This window comes from Streptomyces lincolnensis (assembly GCF_021173675.1).
Classification (GTDB): domain Bacteria; phylum Actinomycetota; class Actinomycetes; order Streptomycetales; family Streptomycetaceae; genus Streptomyces; species Streptomyces lincolnensis_B.
Map to the genome: position 1 here is coordinate 1 of NZ_JAIHON010000021.1, position 21,515 is coordinate 21,515.

General features: G+C 70.0%; 13 protein-coding genes. 6 read left to right on the forward strand and 7 right to left on the reverse strand.

The window, feature by feature from the left end; genetic code table 11:
- Together K4B79_RS42605 and K4B79_RS42610 are read right to left on the reverse strand one after the other, a co-directional pair.
- A partial coding sequence (locus K4B79_RS42605; RefSeq protein ID WP_232032823.1) for a maltotransferase domain-containing protein occupies window positions 1-1,024 on the reverse strand: 1,024 nt, incomplete at its 3' end.
- A 212-nt stretch (window positions 1,025-1,236) separates the two neighbouring features.
- Window positions 1,237-2,439: a S8 family peptidase gene (locus K4B79_RS42610; RefSeq protein ID WP_232032824.1), complete on the reverse strand. Its 1,203-nt coding sequence runs from the start codon at window positions 2,437-2,439 to the stop codon at window positions 1,237-1,239.
- Window positions 2,440-2,757: 318 nt separating this feature from the next.
- Here K4B79_RS42610 and K4B79_RS42615 point away from each other — a divergent pair, with 318 nt between their 5' ends.
- Window positions 2,758-5,376, forward strand: a complete 2,619-nt coding sequence (locus K4B79_RS42615; protein ID WP_232032825.1) for a glycosyltransferase family 1 protein — start codon at window positions 2,758-2,760, stop codon at window positions 5,374-5,376.
- 43 nt (window positions 5,377-5,419) lie between these two features.
- Here the strand turns inward: K4B79_RS42615 and K4B79_RS42620 are convergent, their stop codons facing one another.
- The 5 genes from K4B79_RS42620 to K4B79_RS42640 form a co-directional block, all read right to left on the reverse strand.
- Complete coding sequence (locus tag K4B79_RS42620; protein ID WP_232032826.1) at window positions 5,420-5,929, reverse strand: DUF1990 domain-containing protein; 510 nt, start codon at window positions 5,927-5,929, stop codon at window positions 5,420-5,422.
- A 75-nt stretch (window positions 5,930-6,004) separates the two neighbouring features.
- Window positions 6,005-7,669: a M4 family metallopeptidase gene (locus K4B79_RS42625; RefSeq protein ID WP_232032827.1), complete on the reverse strand. Its 1,665-nt coding sequence runs from the start codon at window positions 7,667-7,669 to the stop codon at window positions 6,005-6,007.
- A gap of 212 nt (window positions 7,670-7,881) precedes the next feature.
- Window positions 7,882-9,960, reverse strand: coding sequence for a M4 family metallopeptidase (locus K4B79_RS42630; protein ID WP_269464631.1), 2,079 nt, complete (start codon window positions 9,958-9,960; stop codon window positions 7,882-7,884).
- Between the two features lie 244 nt (window positions 9,961-10,204).
- A complete protein-coding gene (locus K4B79_RS42635) occupies window positions 10,205-11,983 on the reverse strand; it encodes an ABC transporter ATP-binding protein (RefSeq protein WP_232032829.1) in 1,779 nt (592 codons plus the stop codon).
- Window positions 11,980-13,719 carry an ABC transporter ATP-binding protein gene (locus K4B79_RS42640; protein ID WP_232032830.1) on the reverse strand — a complete coding sequence of 580 codons (1,740 nt, stop codon included), beginning with the start codon at window positions 13,717-13,719 and terminating at the stop codon, window positions 11,980-11,982. Before K4B79_RS42640 ends, K4B79_RS42635 begins: the two co-directional genes overlap by 4 nt.
- A gap of 173 nt (window positions 13,720-13,892) precedes the next feature.
- Between K4B79_RS42640 and K4B79_RS42645 the strand changes: the two genes are divergently transcribed.
- From K4B79_RS42645 to K4B79_RS42665, 5 genes are all read left to right on the forward strand, one after another.
- On the forward strand, window positions 13,893-14,399 hold the full coding sequence (locus K4B79_RS42645; RefSeq protein ID WP_232032831.1) for a hypothetical protein: 507 nt from the start codon (window positions 13,893-13,895) through the stop codon (window positions 14,397-14,399).
- Between the two features lie 8 nt (window positions 14,400-14,407).
- Entirely contained in the window at window positions 14,408-15,415 is a 1,008-nt protein-coding gene (locus K4B79_RS42650; RefSeq protein ID WP_232032832.1) for a hypothetical protein, read from the forward strand.
- 272 nt (window positions 15,416-15,687) lie between these two features.
- Entirely contained in the window at window positions 15,688-15,906 is a 219-nt protein-coding gene (locus tag K4B79_RS42655; protein WP_232032833.1) for a hypothetical protein, read from the forward strand.
- Between the two features lie 75 nt (window positions 15,907-15,981).
- Window positions 15,982-16,989, forward strand: coding sequence for a hypothetical protein (locus K4B79_RS42660; protein WP_232032834.1), 1,008 nt, complete (start codon window positions 15,982-15,984; stop codon window positions 16,987-16,989).
- A 17-nt stretch (window positions 16,990-17,006) separates the two neighbouring features.
- On the forward strand, window positions 17,007-21,482 hold the full coding sequence (locus K4B79_RS42665) for a golvesin C-terminal-like domain-containing protein (protein ID WP_232032835.1): 4,476 nt from the start codon (window positions 17,007-17,009) through the stop codon (window positions 21,480-21,482).
- Window positions 21,483-21,515: the final 33 nt, after the last annotated feature.

Consider the following 21,515-nt stretch of genomic DNA (forward strand, 5'->3'; position numbering starts at 1 on the left):
GGGCGATCTCCAGCCCCAGCGCGGAGGCTTCGGCGACGAAGTGGTCGAAGTCGTCCAGGGTGCCCAGGGCGGGGTGGATGGCGTCGTGGCCGCCCTCGGGGGAGCCGATCGCCCAGGGCACGCCGACGTCCTCGGGGCCGGGGGAGAGGGTGTTGTTGCGGCCTTTGCGGTAGGTGTGGCCGATGGGGTGGATGGGGGGCAGGTAGACGACGTCGAAGCCCATCGCGGCGATCGCGGGCAGCCGGCGGGCGGCGGTGCGGAAGGTGCCGTGCGGTTGTTGGGGGGTGCCCTCGGAGCGGGGGAAGAACTCGTACCAGGCGCCGTACAGGGCGCGTTCGCGTTCCACCAGCAGGGGCAGGGTGTCGGAGGCGGTGAGCAGCTCCCGCAACGGATGGCGGGCCAGCACCGCGTCCACCTCCGGCGTCAACGCCGACGCCAGCCGGGCGGCGGGCGGCCGGGTCTCGTCGCGGAGGGCCTCGACCGCCGACAGGAGGACCTGCCGTGTCTCCTTCTCGGGGACGCCGTCGGCCGCCCGCTCGTACAGCCGCGCGCCCTCCTCCAGGACCAGGTCGATGTCCATGCCCGCCGGGATCTTGATCCGCGCGTGGTGCCGCCAGGTGGTGACCGGGTCGCCCCAGGCCTCCACGGTGTAGGTCCAGCGGCCGGGCTCGCCGGCGGTGACGGTGGCGCCCCAGCGGTCGGTGCCCGGGGCCAGTTCGCGCATCGGCGTCCACGGTCCGGGGCGGCCCCGGGGATCCTTCAGTACGACGTTCGCGGCGACGGCGTCATGGCCCTCGCGGAAGACGGTGGCCGAGATCTCGAACGACTCGCCGGTGACCGCCTTGGCGGGCCTGCGGCCCTGCTGGACGACCGGACGGACATCGAGGACAGGTATGCGCCCGATGGACGGGGTGCCGTGTGCGGAGGGTGGCTCCGGGGTCGGCGGCCCGGTGTCGGCCGGGCGAGTGGAGGCGGCGTCGGTGCCGGGTGTCGGGGGTGCTGACGAGTGGTGCGTGGCGGGCATGACCGCTCCTGTCCGCGTCAACGTGGGTGGGCGGATGGCTGTGGGGAGGTGGGTCCTGCGTGGTGCCCCTGAGTTTCTCAGGGACGTACCGGAGGAGCCTTCCCACCCTATTCGGGTGAGCAATCCGGCACTTTGTTAACTACTCACGCGTATGTCTCCACACAAGACCGGCCCCGTTCAGGCCGAACGGGGCCGGTGCCGTGAGTCGGGCGCTACGAGCCCGGTACCCGCAGGAGTTTGTTCGGCGAGGCGAGCCCCCGGCCGGACACCTTCCCCGACGAGGCCTGTGCGACAAGTGCCGTGCCGACCTGGGCCGGAGTGGCTTTCCGGTGGTCCGCGAGGTAGAGCGCGGCCGCGCCCGCCACATGCGGCGACGCCATCGACGTACCCGAGAAGGTCGCCCGGCCGGTGTTGCTCGCGTGGGAGGCCGAGGTGATCGCCACGCCCGGGGCGAACAGGTCCAGGGCCGCCCCGTGGTTGGAGAAGCCCGGTTTCTTGTCGGTCGCGTCGGTCGCGCCGACCGTGACCGCCTCCCGCACGGCGGCGGGGGAGTAGAGACCGGCGGGCATGCCGTCGTTGCCCGCCGCGACCGTGTACGTCACACCCGACCTGATCGACGTGCGTACGGCGGCGTCCAGCTGGGCGTTGCGGTAGCCGCCGAGGCTGAGGTTGGCGACCGCGGGCTTCTTGGCGTGTCTGGTCACCCAGTCGATGCCGGCGATGACCCGGGCCGTGGTGCCCGCGCCCGCGTTGTCCAGCACCCGTACGGCGACGACCTTGGCCTTCTTCGCGACGCCGTACGTCGTTCCGGCGACGGTCGCGGCGACATGCGTGCCGTGGCCGTTGCCGTCGCCCGCGGACCGGTCGCCGCCGACGAAGTCCCAGCCGTGGCTCGCCCGGCCGCCGAAGTCCTGGTGGCCGGTGCGGATGCCGGTGTCGATGACGTAGACCGTGACGCCGGCACCGCCCGACTCCGGCGAGGTGTAACGGCGGTCCAGCGGCCGGTTGCGCTGGTCGATCCGGTCCAGGCCCCAGGAGGGAGGGTTCTTCTGGACGTGGTCCAGGGCCACACGGGTGTCCTGGACCACCGAGGCGACCCGTGGGTCCGCTGCGAGCAGCCCGGCCTGTCTCTCGTTCGCCCTGATCGCGTAGCCGTTGAGAACAGTGCCGTAGGTATGGCTGATTCTCGCCCCGTACTTCTCGGCGAGGTCCTTTCCGGCCGCCGACGGGGCCTTCGTTCCCCCCTTGAGTGTCACCAGGTAACTTCCGGCGACGGAACCGGGCTCTCCGGCCCCCGATATCCGTCCCTGCGGTGCGGCGTGCGCGGGCAGGGTGATGGCCGAAAGCACCGCGGCACAGCTCACCGCGGTCAGGCCCCCCGCCACGCGCAGACGCCGGGTTCGCGTCCGTGCCATGGCTGTGTACCCCCTCCTCAACACGGCGTACCGCACCCCCGGACCGTCGCGGCGCGACTGGCCGGACCGGTACGCCACTTGGCAGCCTCTCGTGCGCTGTGAAGCACCACAAGGAGGCCTACAGGGGCGGAATCGGCCATATCGGCCGGGAGGATGTGGGAAGGTTGCGGCACTTTTCGGACGGTCCTCGGCCGGGGCGGCGCCGTAGTGGCCGAGGCCCTGTCACGGATACCGTCGACGGTGACGCGGGACGCACACCGCCGTGCGTTCCCCACCGTGTGTCTTCCGCAGGTCTTCCGCACGTCTGACGAGGTCGCAATGAAGGCTATCCGTCGATTCACTGTCCGGCCCGTTCTGCCCGAACCCCTCCGCCCGCTCAGTGACCTGGCCCGCAATCTGCGCTGGTCCTGGCACACCGAGACCCGTGACCTCTTCCAGTCCGTCGACCCGGAGCACTGGGCGGAGGTGAAGGGCGATCCCGTGCGGCTGCTGGGAAGTGTGCGGCCCGAGCGGCTGGCCGAGCTCGCCGAGGACCGTCGGTTCCTGCGCCGGCTCACCGCGGTCACGGACGATCTGAACGACTATGTGACCGGGGACCGCTGGTATCAGGCGCAGCCGGGTGAACTGCCCGCCGCGGTCGCGTACTTCTCGCCCGAGTTCGGGATCGCGGCCGCGCTGCCCCAGTACTCCGGCGGCCTCGGGATCCTCGCCGGGGACCATCTGAAGGCGGCCAGCGACCTCGGCGTACCGCTGATCGGGGTCGGGCTGCTCTACCGGCACGGCTACTTCCGGCAGTCGCTGACCCGGGACGGCTGGCAGCAGGAGCACTACCCGGTGCTGGATCCCAACGAGCTGCCCGTCGTCCCGCTCAGGGAGGCCGACGGCTCCGCGGCCGACGTCACCCTGGCCCTGCCCGGCGGCAAGCGGCTGCGGGCGCGGATCTGGCTGGCGCAGGTCGGCCGGGTGCCGCTGCTGCTGCTCGACTCCGACGTGGAGGAGAACGACCTCGGCGAACGCGGGGTGACCGACCGGTTGTACGGCGGCGGCAGTGAGCACCGGCTGCTCCAGGAGATGCTGCTCGGCATAGGGGGAGTGCGGGCCGTACGGACGTACTGCCGGCTGACCGGGCATGCCGCGCCCGAGGTGTTCCACACCAACGAGGGGCACGCCGGGTTCCTCGGCCTGGAGCGGATCGCCGAGCTCTGCGCGCAGGGGCTGGACTTCGACTCGGCGCTGGAGGCGGTGCGGGCGGGGACCGTGTTCACCACGCACACACCCGTCCCGGCCGGGATCGACCGCTTCGACCGCGAGCTGGTGGCCCGGCACTTCGGGCCCGAGGCCGAACTCCCGGGCATCGACGTCGGGCGGGTCCTGAACCTGGGCATGGAGACCTACCCCGGCGGCGAGCCCAACCTCTTCAACATGGCCGTGATGGGGCTGCGGCTGGCCCAGCGCGCCAACGGCGTCTCGCTGCTGCACGGCCGGGTCAGCCGGGAGATGTTCTCCGGACTGTGGCCGGGATTCGATCCCGAGGAGGTGCCCATCACCTCCGTGACCAACGGGGTGCACGCCCCGACCTGGGTCGCCCCCGAGGTCTTCCGGCTCGGCGCCCGGCAGATCGGCGCCCAACGCACCGAGGACGCGATGACCGTCGGCGGCTCGGACCGGTGGGACGCGGTCGGGGAGATCCCCGACCAGGACATCTGGGAGCTGCGCCGCAGCCTGCGCGAGCAGCTGGTCACCGAGGTGCGGGAGCGGCTGCGGGCCTCCTGGCGGCAACGCGGCGCGGGGACGGCCGAGTTGGGCTGGGTCGACCAGGTGCTCGACCCGGACGTGCTGACCATAGGGTTCGCGCGGCGCGTGCCGTCGTACAAACGGCTCACGCTGATGCTGCGGGACCGGGACCGGCTGATGGACCTGCTGCTGCACCCCGAGCGGCCGATCCAGATCGTCGTCGCCGGCAAGGCGCACCCGGCGGACGACGGCGGCAAGCGGCTGGTGCAGGAACTGGTGCGGTTCGCCGACGACCCGCGGGTGCGCCACCGCATCGTCTTCCTGCCCGACTACGGCATGGCGATGGCGCAGAAGCTCTATCCCGGCTGCGACATCTGGCTGAACAACCCGCTCCGGCCGCTGGAGGCCTGCGGGACCTCCGGGATGAAGGCCGCGCTGAACGGGTGCCTCAACCTCTCCGTCCTGGACGGCTGGTGGGACGAGTGGTTCCAGCCCGACTTCGGCTGGTCGATCCCCACCGCGGACGGCGTCGGCACCGATCCGGACCGGCGGGACGCCATAGAGGCCGACGCCCTCTACGACCTGCTCGAACAGCGGGTGGCGCCGCGCTTCTACGAACGCGGCCGGCAGGGCCTGCCCGACCGCTGGATCGAGATGGTCCGCCAGACCCTCACCCTGCTCGGCCCCAAGGTGCTGGCCGGCCGCATGGTCCGGGAGTACGTCGAGCGGCTGTACACCCCGGCCGCCCACGCCCACCGCGCCATCGGCCCGGACACCGCGCGCGAACTCGCCGCCTGGAAGTCCCGGCTGCGTGCGGCCTGGCACGGCGTGACCGTCGACCACGTCGAGACGACCGCCGCCACGGCCTCGGCGGAACTGGGCGCCACGCTCGGGCTCCGGGTGCGCGTCGCCCTGGGTGACCTCGGCCCGGACGACGTGGAGGTCCAGGCGGTCTCCGGCCGCGTCGACGAGGAGGACCGCATCGCGGACGCGTCGACGGTCCCGCTGAAGTCGGCGGGCGGCCCGGACGAGGAGGGACGCTGGCTGTACGAGGGTCCGCTGTCCCTGGACCGCACGGGTCCCTACGGCTACACGGTCCGCATCCTGCCCGCCCACCGGCTGCTCGCCTCGGGCGCGGAGCTCGGGGTGGTGGCGGTGCCTTCGGAGGACGCGGTGGAGGGCGCGGGGGTGCTGATGCGGTGATCCGGGGGGAGGAGGGGGAGGCGCGCGGGCCGGGGCCGTTCGGTCAGCCCGCGTCCTCCCCGCCGCACAGCTTGCGCAGGACGGTTCCGCACCGGCGGGCGTAGGCGTGCTGGAGGCCCCGGGTCGCCGGGCCGCCCGCCCGCGTGTACCACTTGGCGCTCCTGCTGAAGGCGGAGACGGTCAGCCAGACCGTGCCGTCGCCGGTGCGGTCCACGAGGAAGGACTCCTCGCCGCATTCCGGGTGGCCGTCGAGGGTGCCGTAGGCCCAGCCGGTCCGACGGGGTTCCTCGACGGTCCAGACCACGCGGCAGGGGGCCTTGATCATGCCGGCGAGGGTGACGGTGACGTCCACGTCGGGGGCGGCGCGTTCGGCCGTGGCGTCGATGCCCACGCCCAGCGCGCGGTGCATCTCCCAGGTCAGGACCGCGTCGCCGGCTCTGCGGAAGACGGCCTCGCCCTCGCCTATCCGGCTGCGGACGTGCAGGGGGTGGAAGCCGGGCGGGCAGTAACCCTGCTGACGGGTCGCGCCGACCTCGTCGTACGTGAAGTGCATGGGACCCAAGAGTAGGGCGGCACCCGGGAATGCCTTCGTCCCGGGTGCCGCCCGTGAGCCGCTGCCGGACAGGCGCTAGTTCACGTTGACCGCGGACCAGGCCGCCGCGACCGCCTGGTACTCGGTGCTGCCGGAGCCGTACAGGGCCGCCGCCGCGCTGAGGGTGCCGGTGCGGGCGCCCGCGTAGGTGGTGGTGGACGTGAAGTACTCGGTCAGCGCCTTGTACCAGATCTGGACGGCCTTGGCGCGGCCGATGCCGGTGACCGTGGAGCCGTTGGACGTGGGGGAGTTGTAGGACACCCCGTTGATCGTCTTGGCGCCGCTGCCCTCCGAGAGGAGGTAGAAGAAGTGGTTCGCCGGGCCGGACGAGTAGTGCACGTCCAGGTTCTTCAGCGACGACGACCAGGCGTCGGCGGAGTTGCCGTCCTTGCTCGGCTTGTCCATGTAGCGCAGCGGGGTGCCGTCGCCGTTGATGTTGATCTTCTCGCCGATGAGGTAGTCACCGACGTCGGAGGAGTTGGCCGCGTAGAACTCGACCGCCGTGCCGAAGATGTCGGACGTGGCCTCGTTCAGGCCGCCGGACTCGCCGCTGTAGTTCAGGCCCGCGGTGTTGGAGGTGACGCCGTGGGTCATCTCGTGCCCGGCCACGTCCAGCGAGGTCAGGGGCTTGACGTTGCCGGAGCCGTCGCCGTACGTCATGCAGAAGCAGCTGTCGTCCCAGAACGCGTTGACGTACGCGTTGCCGTAGTGGACGCGGGAGTAGGCGGCCTTGCCGTCGTTCTTGATGCCGCTGCGGCCGAAGGTGTTCTTGTAGAAGTCCCAGGTGGTCTGGGCGCCGTAGGCGGCGTCGACGGCGGCCGTCTGGTCCGTGGAGGAGCTGGAGGCCGCGCCGGTGCCCCAGGTGTCGTCCGCGTCGGTGAACAGGGTGCCGGTGCCGGAGGTGCCCCGGGCCAGGTTGTACGTCTTGTGGCTGCCGCGGGAGGTGTCGTTGAGCTGGTAGGTCGAGCCCGACAGAACGGTGCCGAGGGTGACCGTGCCGGCATAGAGGCTCTTGCCGGTGCCGGTCTCGATGCCCTGGTACTCGAAGAGCTTCGCGCCGGTGGCGGCGTCGGTGACGACGTGCAGTTCGTTCGGGGTGCCGTCCTCCTGGAGGCCGCCGACGACGGTCTCGTAGGCGAGGACCGGCTTGGAGCCGTTGCCCGCCCAGATCACCTTGCGGGGGGCCTCGGAGGCCTCGGTCCTCTCCGAACCGGCCGCCTTCGCCAGGGTCACGGCCTGCTTCTCGGCCTTGGCGGTGGTCACGGCCGGGGTGAGGGAGGCGACCTCGATGGCGGCCTTCGTCGCCTTGGTGACGCCCTCGGTCTCGCCGGACCGCGACTCGTGGACGACCAGGTCGCCGCCGAGGACCGGCAGGCCCGCGTAGGTGCGTTCGTAGCGGGTGTGGACGGTGCCGTCGGCGTCCTTGACGACGTCTCTGACGACCAGCTTCTCCTGGGCGCCGAGGCCTATCTCCCGGGCCGTGGCTCCGGCCTCGCCCTGCTGTTCCTGGATGAGCGCGGTGCGGGCGGCGGGCGCGAGGGTCGTGGGGGCGGCCGACGGCTTGGCGGCCGTGGCGGTCTCCTTCGCGAACTCGGCGGCCGAGGAACCGGTGGTCAGACCGGTGGTGAGCAGCGCTCCGGCGGCGACCGCGGTGGCGATGGCGAGCGTGGTGCGCCGGTGACGCGCGTAGAGGGGGTTCACACAAGCTCCTTTGTGGGGGGAAGGGCTGGGAAGTTGTGCGGCGGGTGAGGGAAGAGTGACATTCATGCCGCGTACATGTCATCGCCCGCGATGATGTTGGCCGAAAGTCAACTGTCCGGTAAACGTTTCGGGCATGTGAACGAGGACGCCGCCCCGGGGAGTCGAACCACCGGGGCGGCGCCCTGTTCCTGGCCCCTCACGGGGCGTACGGCCTACGGGAAGGTGAGCGTCCAGCCGTTGATGCGGCCGGAGTCCTGCGCCGCGTTGTCCTGAACCCTCAACTGCCAGACGCCGTTGGCGACTTCGGAGGAGGCGTTCACGGTGTACGTGGTGTTGATGTTGTCCGAGCTGCCGCCGGTGCTGTACCCCTTCAGCGTGTACGCCGTGCCGTCGGGGGCGACCAGCTGGACCTGGAGGTCACCGATGTAGGTGTGCGTGATGTCCACCGCGACCTGGAGGTTGGACGGCGCGTTGCCCGTCCGGCCGGACACGGTGATCGACGAGGTGACCGCCGCGCCGTTGTCCGGAATCGACACGTCGGCGGTGTTCTCGAAGGAGGTGCCGCCACCGCCCCCGCCGCCGGACCGGGCGCCGACCGCGACCCCCGCCCAGGCGTCCTGCACGGCCTTGTACTCGGCGCTCGTGGTGCCGTAGAGCTCACCGGTCGCCGCGAGGGTGCCGGTGCGGGCCGCCGCGTAGTTGGTGGTGGAGGTGAACTTGGTGGTCAGCGCCCGGAACCAGATCTTCTCCGCCTTGTCCCGGCCGATACCGGTGACCGGGAGGCCGTCCGCGGTGGGCGAGTCGTAGCTGACGCCGTTGATGGTCTTGGCGCCGCTGCCCTCCGACAGGAGGTAGAAGAAGTGGTTGGCGGGGCCCGACGAGTAGTGCACGTCGATCGAGCCGAGGCCGGAGTACCAGCTGTCCCTGGACGAGCCGTCCCTGCTCGGCTTGTCCATGTAGCGCAGCGGGGTGCCGTCGCCGTTGATGTTGATCTCCTCGCCGATGAGGTAGTCACCGACGTCGGAGGAGTTGGCCGCGTAGAACTCGACGGTCGAGCCGAAGATGTCGCTCGTCGCCTCGTTCAGGCCGCCGGACTCGCCGGAGTAGTTGAGGCCGGCCGTGTTGGAGGTCAGGCCGTGCGTCATCTCGTGCGCGGCCACGTCGATCGACGTCAGCGGGTTGGCGTTGCCCGAGCCGTCGCCGTAGGTCATGCAGAAGCAGCTGTCCGACCAGAAGGCGTTGACGTAGTTGTTGCCGTAGTGGACGCGCGAGTAGGCGCCCACGCCGTCGCCGCGGATGCCGTTGCGGCCGTGCACGTTCTTGTAGTAGTCCCAGGTCAGCGCGGCACCGTAGTGGGCGTCGGCGGCGGCCGACTCCAGGTTGGACGGGGTGCCGTTGCCCCAGACGTCGTCGGCGCCGGAGAAGAGGGTGCCGGTGCCGGAGGTGCCGCGGTTGAGGTTGTACGTCTTGTGGCTGCCGCGCGCCCCGTCGGTGAGGTTGAAGGTCGAACCCGACTGCGTGGTGGTCAGGTTGACCGTGCCGGAGTACACCGTGTTGCCGGTGCCGGTCTCGATCGCCTCCCACTCGTACAGCTTCGCGCCGGTCGCCGCGTCGGTGATGACGTGCAGTTCCTGCGGGGTGCCGTCGTGCTGGAAGCCGCCCACGACCGTCTCGTACGCCAGGGTCGGGGTGCCGCTCGCCGCCCAGATCACCTTGCGCGGGGCGCGGTTGACGTCCGGGCTCTTGGCGTCCTCGGCCTTCGCGGCGGCCAGCGCCTGGGTCTCGGCCTTCGCGGCGGGCAGTTTCGCCGTGGTGGTCGCCGGCTTGACGGCGGCCCGGCTGGCCTTGACGACGGCCGCGGTGGCGTCGGCCTTCGTGCTCTTGACGACGAGGTCGCCGCCGAGGACGGGCAGCCCGTCGTAGGTGCGCTCGTAGCGGGTGTGGACCGTGCCGTTGCCGTCCTTGAGGACGTCACGCACGACCAGCTTCTCCTTGGCGCCCAGGCCCAGTTCCTCGGCGGTGGCCGCCTTGGAGGCGTCGGCCGCGCGGATCAGTTCGGCGCGCTGGGCGGGCGTGAGCTTGACGGACTCCGCGCCCGGTATCACCTTTCCCGCGGCCGACGGTGCCTTCTCCGGGGCTGCGGTGGCGGCGCCCGACTGGACGGCCGCGGCGATGAGGGCGGAGACGCCGACGAGCGCCACGGCGGCGGCCCGTCGGGTGGTGCGGCCGGTGGTCCGGCCGGGGGTGGTGCTGGTGTGGGAGGTGCGTCTGTGGGAGGAACTGTCTCTCAACACTGACTCCTTCTGCGGGCCGCGGGTCACGCGGCCGGGGGAGACCGGTCGGCGGGTGGGCCGTCCGGGCAGAACGGGGCGTACGAAAGCCATGTGCGGGAGCTCGGCCGGGCACAGCGGTGTGATGGTGCTGTGGGGTTGCTGTGACCTGGCCGTGGGAAGAGTGGCACCAGATCGCCGTTTCTGTCAGGAGCGCGTCAGGAACTTGGCCGGAAATCGTACGTTGTCCGGGAGTTCATGTTCGCTATACGGACTCTTGGGCAGGGCGGTCCCGGGTCGCGGGCTCCCCGTGCCACGAGGCCCACAGCGCCGCGTACGCCCCGCCGGCCGCCACCAGCTCGTCGTGCGTGCCGAGTTCGGTCAGCCGGCCGTCCTCCATCACGGCCACCCGGTCCGCGTCGTGCGCGGTGTGCAGCCGGTGCGCGATGGCGATGACCGTACGTCCTTCCAGTACGGCGGCCAGGGCGCGCTCGGTGTGCCGGGCGGTCGTGGGGTCCAGCAGGGCCGTCGCCTCGTCCAGGATCAGCGTGTGCGGGTCGGCCAGCACCACCCGGGCCAGGGCGAGTTGCTGCGCCTGGGACCCGTCCGTACGGCATCCGCCGTCGCCCAGCGCGGTGTCCAGCCCCTCGGGCAGCTCCCGCACCCAGCCGTCGGCACCGACCGCCGTCAGCGCCTCCCACACCCGCTCGTCCGTGGCGGCGGGCTCGGCGATCAGGAGATTGTCCCGGACCGTGCCGAGGAAGACATGGTGCTCCTGCGTGACCAGGACGACCTGCCGGCGCAGCTGCTCCGGACCGAGCGCCACCACGGGCACCCCGCCCACCGTCACGCTCCCCTCGGTCGGCGCGTCGATCCCCGCGACCAGCCTGCTCAGCGTGGTCTTCCCGGCGCCTGACGGGCCGACCACGGCCAGCCGCTCCCCGGGCCGCACGGTCAGATCGACCCCGTGCAGCACCTCACGGCCCGTGCCGTAGGAGTAGCGGGCACCGGTCACGTCGATCCGGTCGCCCCTCGGCACCGGGGCGTCGGCCTCGACCGCCCGCGGGGCCCCGGCCAGCCCCTCCACCCGGGCGAACGAGGCGCCGCTGCTCTGGAGTTGCTCCACCCGGACCAGGATCTCGTCCAACGGCCCCTCGAACTGGCGCAGATACAGTCCGGCCGCCACCACCGCGCCCAGGCTCACCGCCCCGTGGGAGTGCAGCACCCCGCCGACCAGCAGCACGCCCGCCACCGGGAAGAGGTACGACACCTCCACGACCGGGAAGAACACCGAGCGCAGGAACAGGGTGTACAGACGCCGCCCCCGGGACCGCTCCAGCGCCTCACGGCTCGCCGCCACCCGGTGCTCCTGGAGCCGGAACGCCTCCACCGTGCGGGCCCCGGCCGCGGTCGCCGCGAGGATCTCGGCGACGTCCGAGTTGGCCGCGCCCTCGGCGAGATAGGCGTCCCGGGCCCGCCGCAGGTACCAGCGCAGGGCGAACCAGATCGGGGTCAGGCCGAACACACTCACGGCTCCGAGCAGCGGGTCGATCAGGAAGACCGCGCCCAGCAGGAACAGCGCCTGCACGATGTTGATCAGCAGCTCCGGGCCGGCGTCCCGCAGGGTGGTGCCGACGGTCGCCACGTCCGCCGTCCCGCGGGCCGTCAGATCGCCGGTGCCCGCCCGCTCCACGACGGAGGTCGGCAGGGCCAGCGCGCGGTCCACGAACTCCTCACGGACCCGGGCGAGGGTGCGCTCGCCGAAGCGGTGGCCCGCGCAGCGGGCCCAGCGGGCGAGGAGGAGCTGGGCGATCGCGCAGGCGAGGATGCCGAACGCCGCGCGGTCTACGGCGGTCACCCCCGCGCCTGCTCTCACCTGGTCGATGATGTGGCCCAGGAGGTAGGGGCCGGCGAGGCCGACGGCCGCGGCGGCGGCGTTCAGCGCGATGACTCCGGCGAAGGCCTTTCTGTCGGCGCGTACGAGGCGGAGGGAGGCGCGGCGGACGGTGGGGGCGTCGGCGATCGGGAGGTGTTTGTCGGTCATCCCACGATCTCCTCGGAGTCGCGGGCCACGAGGGCGCGGTAGCCGGGGGCGTCCTCCATGAGCTGCTGGTGGGTGCCGGTCGCGGTGACCTTGCCGTCGACGAGGTAGTGGACCGTGTCGGCGTGGGTGAGCAGGAGGGGGGAGGTGGTGGTGACGACGGTGGTGCGGCCCTTGCGGGTGTGGTGCAGCCGGATCGCCACGAGGGACTCGGTGTGGGCGTCGAGGGCCGAGGTGGGTTCTGTGGCGAGCAGGATCTCCGGGTCGGCGAGGAGGGCTCTTACGAGGCGGATGCGTTGGCGTTGGCCGCCGGAGAGGTTGCGGGCCTGGGCGTCTATCGGGGAGTCGAGGCCGATGGGCAGTGCCTGCACGATGTCCTCGGCCGCCGCCGCATGTAGTGCCTCGGTTTGTTTGTTGGCGGCTGCGGGTCGTTCGTGGCTGGTCGCGCCGTTCCCCGCGCCCCTTTGGGGCGCTGTCACCTCTCGGAGATTTCCTGCGAAGAGGTCGGCCTCGTGGTCCGCCACCAAGATGCGGGACCGCACCTGCGCCAGGGGGATCTCGCTCAGGCGTACCCCGCCCCACACCGCCTCCGTCGGACCGTAGCGGCCCAGGCGGTCCACGACCGTCGCCGTGTCCGCCGGGGTGGCGCCGACGAGGGCGGTGAGGCGGCCCGGGGGGATTCGTACGCCGGACTCCGGGTCGTAGAGGACAGACGGTTCCGCCGGGGCCGGGCTCGTGCCCTCGTCCGGTTCCGGGTCAAGGCGCAGGAGGCGTACGACGCGTCGGGCCGCCACCACGCCCCGGCCGAGCTGGTAGCCCCAGTCGACGAAGTAGGAGACCGGGCGGACCAGGACGGCGACGTAGCCGTAGACGGAGACCAGTTCGCCGACGGTGATGGTGCCCTGGACGGCCATGCGGGCGGCCAGCCAGGTGACCACCGCGAGGTAGAGGGTGGGCAGGCCGACGCCGAGGGCCTGCATCCAGCTGGTGACCGCGCCGACGCGGTAGCCCTGTTCGCGCAGGCGGGTGGAGTCGCGGCGGAAGGCGTCGGCGACCAGGCCCTTGCCGCCGAGGCCGTTGAGGACGCGCAGACCGCTCGCGAGGTCGCCGATGCGGGCGGTGAGGACGCCCTGGCGTTCCCGGTACTCCGCCTCCGTGCCCTGGAGGCGGCGCATCAGCGGGCCGACGAGCAGGGCGATCAGCGGCATGCCGAGCAGGACGATCACGGTGAGCCGGACGGAGACGGTGAGCAGCAGGGCGGAGACCGCGAGGTAGGCGGCGATCGCGCCGACGCCGGGGCCGATCACCGTGAGGGCGGAGGCGATCTGCTGGACGTCTCCCACCCCGATGGTGACGACCTCGCCGGCCGAGACCTGTCGGGGGAGGGCGGACCCCAGCCGGACCGCGTGGCCCACGACGACCTTGACCGTGCGGAAGTTGGCGTCCATGCGGACCCGCGTCATCGTGCGGTGCCGCATGATGCTCAGCCAGGCGTTGAACATGCCGACCACGACCAGCAGGCCGGTCCACCGGGCCAGCGCGCCCATGTCGTCCTTCGCCAGGCCCTCGTCCACGGCCTTGGCCATCAGCAGGGGCGTCGCCGCGAGCAGCACCATCCACACACTGCCCAGCAGCGCGCCCGCCGCCGACCGCCCCGGCTGGCGCAGCACCAGCCACCCCAGGTACCGCCAGCCGCCGCGCGAGTCGGGCGTGCCGGGATCCTCGTACGCGTCGATCACCTGTCGTCCCCCTGTGCGCCCGAACCCTGCGGGTTCCCCTGCTTGTCTGTCAGTTGCCCTTGCTTGTCTGTCCGTTGCCTTTGAAAAGTAGTGACAGAAGTTGAGTGGGTGTGTGAAAGTGACACCCGATCATGTCCACATCACGGGGGATGGGTATGTCCAGTGTGAAGCGTGTGTCCGTTCGAGCCAGACTGGGCGTAGCCCTCACCGCGGTCGCCGCCAGTGTGGGAACGCTGGTCACCGCCACGCCGGCTCAGGCGGCCACCTACAACGTCATGGACAACTGTGACGTTCCATGGATCGAGTGCTCGTACGGCGATCTGTGGCTGTTCTACAACTCGAAGGACATCGCCGTCCAAAACGGCACCTACAAGTCGGCGTTCTCGATGTTCTACGGCAACGTGTACGACCACTGGGGTACGAGCCAGTACCAGGGCTCGTCCCTGACGACCTACCGGTACGTCTTCGGCAACGGCGGCAACGGCGACGACCAGTACATGAAGAACAACGCGGCGTCCGTGCAGAACTGCGCCCGGGACGACAACTACCGCGTCTACTTCAACTCCGGCTACGGCGGTACAGCTCAGTACTTCGCGAAGAACGGGCCCTACGGAGACTGCAACATCACCAACCTGATCTCCGCCCTGAAGAACAACAACGCCTCCTCCCACTTCGCGTAAGGAACCCCGTGAAGAACATCAAGCGGATCGCCGCCGCCGTAGCCCTGACCGGTTCAGCCCTCCTGACCAGTGCCTGCTCCTCCGGTACGACTGCGGAGACCGCGACGAGCGTGGCCGACGACAGACCGATCGTGAACACGGAGAACTGGCCCGAGGAGATACCCACCAGCGGCCCGGCCAGGAATCTGACCCTTCCGCTGGAGGCGTACATGGCCTCCTACAAGGACCAGGTCACCGTCGAGCAGGCCGCCAGCGATCTCCAGCAGTCCTGTATGAAGGACTACGGCATCGACCTGACGCTGCCGCGGGCGGGCGCCAACCCGCCGCCCAGTGACAACGACGCCAACATCGAACGCCGTTACGGCATCACCGACCGGGCCGAGGCCGAGAAATACGGCTACGAGCTCCCCCCGGCGCTGCGGGAGCACACCGAGCAGACCATGCGTGATCTGTCCGGTGTCGAGGTCGAGGTCCTGACCGGCCACACCAAGCCCGAACCGGCCGGCGCGGTCAGGGCGGGAGAGCCGGTCGCCGCCCCGCACCAGGGCGTCAAGCCCGCTCGGGCGGAGTACAACGGGAAGAAGTTGAAGACGGGCGGTTGCATCGGCTGGTCCAAGGACCAACTCGGTGTGAAGGACGTCGACCCGACCTTCGTGGCGGAGCTCGCCGGGGACAGTCTGATGCGGTCGATGAAGGACGAGAAGGTCGTCACGGCCGTCGCCGCGTGGTCCTCGTGCATGGACGGCAAGGGACACACGGGACTTGCCGATCCGTACAAGGCGATGGATCAGGGTGTCACCAGTGATGGGGAGCCGACGAAGGAGTCCATCACGCTGGCGGTCGACGACATCGACTGCAAGACGCAGACGGACCTGGTGAAGATCTGGTTCGGCGTGGAGTCCGCGATCCAGAACGAGCAGATCGACGGCAACAAGAGCCGGCTGACCGGCATCAAGGATCAGCACGGCAAGGAAGTCGCCGCCGCGCACCGGCAGATGACGGCTTCCGCCCGGTGAAGGCCGGTGGCGGAGTGCCCGGACTGTGGATGGTCCGGGCACTGTGTCTGACGGCGGCGGGTGTGCTGGCTGCCGGATGCACGGGCGGCGCCGCCGACAGGGCCCCCGCGGCGCAGCGGCCGGTGACTCCGAGCGCCGAGCCGAGCAGTCCGCAAGCGCGTCCCTCGCCGGTGCCCGCGGTGCACTCCGAAGGCCGTACGCGTGTCCTGGAGTACGGAGACCTGGTCGTTCGTGCCACGCCGGAAAGCAGCGGTGTGCGTACCGAGATCGAGGTGACCAATACCCACGAACGGAACACCACGTATTCGGTCCGGATCAGCATCGCCGACGGTGAGGGCTGGACCGCGTACAACCGGTTCTGGCTTCAGGACGTCCCTCCGGGCGAGACCGGCCGGGATGCCGCGGTGATCGGCTCGAAGGACATGGGTCCGGTTCCGAAGGTTCCGAAGATCTACGTCGACGAGTTCACGCCCATCGTCGACCAAAGGTGAAAAAGGGGCTGTTTCCCCTGCCCCCGGTCCGATCCGGCACTTCATGCAGACACTTCATGCAGACAAGGAAAGCCCGTGCGTGTCCTCAAGCCAACGACCGTCGCCGCAGCTGTCATGCTCGCAGCAATTTCTCTCGGTGCCTGCTCGTCGTCCGGATTGGATTCCGGCTCCGGCTCCGGCTCCGGCTCCGGCTCGGCGAAGGACGACACCCCGGTCGACCGGAGCAACTGGCCTGCGGAGAAACCCGCTTCGGGACTGGTCAAAGGCCTGGAGCTGCCGCTTGAGGCATATATGACCCCGTACGCGGATCAGGTCACCGTGGACACCGCGCTGCGCACCCTCCAAACGCGGTGCATGGCCGAGTACGGGCTCACCGTCGACCTGCCGCGCCCCGGCGCGAACCCGCCGCCGCACAGCAACGCCATGTCGATCGAGGCCCGTTACGGCATCACCGACCGCACGCGGGCGGCGAAGTACGGGTACGGGCTGCCGAAGGAGCTGACCCGGAACACCGAACCCGTCGACAAGGGGCTTTCGGGCGTGGAGGTCGAGGTGCTGACCGGGCGCGCCAAGCCCGAGTTCCGTCCGCCCGAGGGCGCCGAGGGGGACGGGCCGTTCTTCACCGGTGCGGACTCCCAACCCGCCCGGGCCGAGTACCAGGGCAAGAAGCTGCACGCGGGTGGCTGCGCCGGATGGTCGACGCGCCGGCTCAAGGTGAACGAGTCGGACGCGGGCTATGTCTCGCAGCTCGCCTCGACAAGCCTCTCCGAGTCCCGGTCGCGCAAGCCGGTCACGCAGGCCATCAAGGACTGGTCGGCCTGCATGAAGAAGCAGGGACGGTCCGCCGCGGACCCGTACCGGGCCATGGAGCAGGGCTACGCCAAGGGCGACGGCACCACCCAAGACGCGATCGAGCTCGCGCTGGACGACATCGACTGCAAGAAGCAGACCCGCCTGGTCGAGGTCTGGTTCAAGGAGGAGTCGGCGATCCAGCAGCGGCTGATCAAGGAGAACAAGGACCAGCTCGCCGCGGTCAAGGCGCGCATGAGCAAGGTCCTCGCAGCCGCCGAGGCTGTCAAGTAACCGAAGGGGGAAAGAAGTTGAGACACAGACGTGTGCGCCTGCGCGTGCCGGTCACCCTCGCGGTGGCCACCGCGCTGGCCGTACCGCTGAGCCTGCCCGCACAGGCCGAGGAACCCGCGCCGCCCAAGGGCGCGGCGCAGGGCTGGAACGATGCCGGGCGGGAACAGAAGAAGGTCTCCCTGAAGCCTTCCGCGATCCCCGCGAAGGACCGCGCCGGTCTGCTCGGCGAGGACTACGCGGAATCCGCCGACACCGCCGTCACCACGACCGGCGACGGCACCGGTTTCCACCTCCTTGCGGGCAAGGAGAAGGACGGCTATCAACTGCGCACGATAGCCAGCCTGTTCGAGGACGGTTTCGCCTCGGACACCTGGATCGGCAACCACTGCGTCACCGAGTCGGGCAAGTACGCGGCCGTCTCCTACGCGCCGCGTATGTTCACCAACAAGCCCGAGCTGATGGTGCGCGGCGCGTTCACCGCAGTGGTCGATCTCCGGTCGGGCAAGGTCACCAAGCTGCCGTTCCAGTCGTCGCTCGCCTACTTCTCGCCCGGCTGCGGCCAGGGCGACAAGGCGGTGTTCACCCAGCTCAGCCACGACGGTGACAACAAGCAGCAGACCCGTCTGATCACCGTCGACGCGGTAACCGGCAAGGAGTCCCAGCCGGTCACGCTCGCGGGCGCGGTCACCTCGGCCGTCCCCACGGACGCGGGTGTCGTCGCCGCACACGGCAACAGGCTGGTACGGATCAACGGCACGGCCGAGAAGACACTGGCGTCCACCACAGCGGTGCCGTTCGAGATCACCGCCGACGCCGACGGCGGCATCACCTTCATCGACCGCGAGCTGGACAAGAAGCAGTCCAAGACGCCGACCAGCTGGGCCAAGCACCTCGACCGCGCCAAGGTCGAGAAGGGCAAGAAGACCGAGCCCGTCACCGTCGTGTCCGGCAAGCTCGAAGCCTGGGACCTGACCCGCTCGGCACGCGGCGAGGTGTTCGTCACCGGTGCCGCCACGTCCAGAACGCTGCCCAAGCGGGTGCACAACCCCGGCAGACTCCCCAACGGCGCGGCGATCTCCAGCCACGCCCGGACAGCCCTGACCACCACGTGGTCCGACGGGAAGACCACCCTGGTCAACCCGGAGGACGCCGCCAAGCCCCGCCCCGCGCGTACCGTCCTGCGCGTGCTGGAGTCCGGCAGGTCCGTGACCCTCGATCTGCGTCCCGGTGCCCACCGCGTGGGCGCCGAGGCCCAGGGGCGTGTCCTGTCGCCCGCCCTGCCCACCGGCGGCCCGGTCGAGTCCGGCCCGGACACGGGCGAGCAGAGCGAAGGCGGCCTGTCCACGCAGACCGTCACCGCACAGGCCGACAACCCCAGCGAAGGCACCGGGGAACGCTACTGCGCGGTGACCCGCAACGATGCGAAGAAGCAGGCCTTCCAGCCCACCCCGCGCCAGGTCGAGTGGGCCGTGGACCAGGCCGTCGTCGGCGAGCTGGACTTCTACCGCGAGGGGAACTGGAAGAACACCGGGAACGGTGGCTACCAGCCGCAGGGCCTCTTCCCGGCGACCGTGCTCGCCGGTGACCCCAACGGCACCCTCGACAACGAGGACCCCGATGTCACCGACAAGTGGCACATTCCCGCGCAGGTGATGCTCGGCATCACCGCGCAGGAGTCCAACATGTGGCAGGCCACCCGCTTCGCCGTGCCCGGTGTCACCGCCAACTCGCTGATCGGCAACTACTACGGTGTCGACTACGCCGCCGACGGTGAGCAGCTCGACCCCTGGCGGATCAACTGGGCGGACGCCGACTGCGGTTACGGCATCACCCAGGCCACCGACGGTATGCGCCTCGCGGGCAGGACCAAGCCCGGCGAGACCGCCCTGTCGACCATCGCGCAGGAAGCCGTAGCCCTGGACTACACGGCGAACATCGCCGCCGGTGTGCGGATCCTGTCGGAGAAGTGGAACCAGACCTACAACGCCGGCATGACGATCAACGGCGGCCACCCCAAGTGGATCGAGAACTGGTTCTTCGCCCTGTGGGCCTACAACTCCGGGTTCTACGACAAGCCCGACTCCGCCGGGCACTGGGGTGTGGGCTGGACCAACAACCCCGCCAACCCGCTGTGGAAGGCCAACCGCGTCCCGTTCCTGCAGAACGCGACCAACCCCGCCGGTGACGACTACAGCCATGCCGCGCACCCGCAGGACTGGCCGTACCAGGAGAAGGTGATCGGCTGGGCGGCCCGCCCGATCTCGGCGATGTTCGCGCCCGGTGACTTCCAGGCGGGCTACCGTCCCGCGTGGTGGACCACCAACGCGGACCGCTCCAACGCCAAGCCTCCTGTCGATCTCTTCTGCAACGCGTCGAACTACTGCGTCCCGTCCAAGATCGGCGACAACGACTCCAACGACCCGGGCCTGGGCGCCTGCACCCTCGACTCGGGCAACAGCGACACCAACCCGCACTGGCTCCACTGCTGGTGGCACGAGAAGATCACCAAGGAGCAGTGGAAGGACTGTGAACGCCTCGCCGAGTGCGGCAACGGCGTGCACCGCTTCGACACCTCCTACGGCGAGCAGGCGGACGCCGGCTCGTACCCGCCGAACTGCTCCACCACCGCCCTGCCCACCAACGCCCTGGTGGTCGACGACCTGCCCGACGGCACCACACCCGCGGGAGTCGACACCAAACGCGGATGCGGGGCGGTGAAGTCCGCCGGCACGTTCGGTTTCACCTTCGTTCCGTGGGACACCCAGATGGATCTCACCAACGACGGGACGGACAACCCGACCACCGTCACCACCTATCCGGGGAAGATCGACACGCACCAGATCGGCGCCGGCTACGGCAACCACTTCTGGTTCGCACACACCCGCTCGCCGGAGTCGTCCACGGCCAACGCCGACCGGATGAAGGTCACCGGCACGTGGAAGCTGAACGCTCCGCTGACCAACACCACGCGCCAGGCGAAGGTCTTCGCCCATATCCCCGACCACGGGGCGCAGACCTCCAACGCCGTCTACCGGATCCAGACCCTCGACGGGGAAGAGGAAGTGTCCGTCTCGCAGACGGCGAACGAGTCCAACAAGTGGGTGGACCTGGGTGCCTACGACTTCGGTGACCAGATCCCCGAGGTGCGGCTCGACAACTTCAACGGCGGCAGCGGGAGCGCGGACATCGCCTTCGACGCACTGGCGTTCGTCCCGGGCACGTACAACGGCCAGAAGATGACGGGCAGCATGACGGTCAACCCGACCGCACCGGAGCCGGCACCGGTCGAGCCCGGCGAGGACATCAGCGACGGCCTCTTCCCCGGGGTCGAGGGGTTCTCGACCGGCACCGCCACAGCGGCGCCCTCGGCGACGACGGCGACGACCATGAGTACCGCGTCGTGCTCGACGGTGTCCCTGTCCATCACCCGCAAGCGCACCAACAGCTGTCTCCACGACGAGCTCTGGGTGAATCACTACACGGACGGCAAACCGGACGGAAACGCGTCCTTCGACTACTACAACACGATCTACCTCGACGCGGCGAGTGATGAGTTCTCCCAGGTCACCACGGTCCGGCTGAAGTCCATGAGCGGCGTGATGAACACGGTCAACCTGGACTACCAGGCCAAGTGCCGCGGGTACTGCAACATCACCAGTGTCACCTGGGACGGGTCGAAGATCTTCAAGACGGGCGACACGATCCAGCGGACCATCACCACGCGGTTCAAGTGGACGCCCAGTGGCGCCACCAAGAACACGATCACTCCGTACTGGTACTTCGGCGGTACGGCCAACGCCACTCCGATCTCCAATCCGCTCGAAGTCGAGAAGTCCAAGCTGGACATCCGCTGCGACAACGAAGTCCCCAACGCCGGCACCGGCTGCGTGTTCTCCGGCTACGACCCGACGTACGTCATGAACTCCCAGAAGTTCCCGGGGGCCGCCGCACACGTCGACATGATGTGGCGCAAGACCAACGTCGACTGGGGCAACCGCAACGGTGGCAAGCCGCTCACGTACCTGGGCAACAAGATGTCCGTCGACGGCTCCGGCAAGATTCAGTCGGACCGCAACCGGCAGCTCATCTGCGGCAGGCAGTGGAAGACCTACAAGGACACCGGTCTGTTCAGTGACATGTGGACCCTGGAGGCAGGGGCGGCACGTACCGACGCCAAGAGCTGTGACGAGTTCGCCTTCGCCAACTCCGTCCAGAGCGCCGGAAACTCCGCGGGCCCCAACCCTGTCACCTACAGCGGCAAGGAATGCGTGCAGACCTATGTCAGACGGAACGCCGACGACACCATGACGCTGCACCTGCGTCCCGATGCCCCGGCACCGACCTGGAAGGAACCCTGCGGCCGGTCCTCGCTGTCGAACTGGCAGAACACCCAGTCGATGCGGCCGTTCGGCGACTTCATCAAGGAACAACGCCTGATGGAGGACGACGACTACTGGCTCGACCTGGGCGGATTCACCGCGCCCACCCCGTAACCGCGCCATGAGAAGTGCCCCCCGGGACAACCG

Coding starts and splice junctions, on each gene's coding strand:
- K4B79_RS42635 (WP_232032829.1), bottom strand. CDS start 11,983: ATGACCGACAAACACCTCCCGATCGCCGACGCCCCCACCGTCCGCCGC.
- K4B79_RS42620 (WP_232032826.1), bottom strand. CDS start 5,929: ATGCACTTCACGTACGACGAGGTCGGCGCGACCCGTCAGCAGGGTTAC.
- K4B79_RS42615 (WP_232032825.1), top strand. CDS start 2,758: ATGAAGGCTATCCGTCGATTCACTGTCCGGCCCGTTCTGCCCGAACCC.
- K4B79_RS42610 (WP_232032824.1), bottom strand. CDS start 2,439: ATGGCACGGACGCGAACCCGGCGTCTGCGCGTGGCGGGGGGCCTGACC.